Origin of the sequence: Microcystis sp. T1-4, from assembly GCF_000297435.1 — a bacterium.
Lineage (GTDB): Bacteria > Cyanobacteriota > Cyanobacteriia > Cyanobacteriales > Microcystaceae > Microcystis.
Genome location: NZ_CAIP01000270.1, coordinates 1 through 555 on the forward strand (window position 1 = coordinate 1; position 555 = coordinate 555).

Annotated in this window: 1 pseudogene; it reads left to right on the forward strand. The window is 40.7% G+C overall.

Annotated elements, in window-relative coordinates:
- Positions 1 to 438, forward strand: a pseudogene (locus tag MICAI_RS15930) (calcium-binding protein); the annotation flags it as partial.
- Positions 439 to 555: the final 117 nt, after the last annotated feature.

A 555-nucleotide genomic window follows, 5' to 3' on the forward strand; every position in this document is an offset into this window, starting at 1 on the left:
AATCAGATTGGTAATCCCTTACCCATTATCGGGTCATCAGACAATGATATTCTCAGTGGTACTCTGGACAATGATATTCTAATTGGTGGCTTAGGTAATGATACCCTAACAGGGGGTGCGGGTGGCGATCGCTTCACCTTCAATAACCGCAATGAAGGGATTGACACAATTACTGATTTTCTCTCCAGTCAGGGGGATAAAATTGCTCTCTCTGCTGCGGGTTTTGGCGGTGGTTTAGCCGCAGGAGTTGCGATTACATCTGCTCAATTTGTGTTAGGAACAACTGCATTAAATGCCAGCAATCGCTTTATTTATAATACAATCACTGGAGGATTATTCTTTGATGGGGACGGGACAGGTACACTAGTAGCCATTCAAATTGTAACTCTTAGTTCTAAACCCACTATTTCTGCCTCTGATATACTTGTATTAGTTTAAGGTTAATTATCTGTCCTCTGTAGTTTTTATTATATAAAACAAGAGGTATTGTAGTGGATTGTTTCAGCTAATTTGGTGCAATAGATTCTCCCGATTCCTCCTCCTCAAACACAGGAT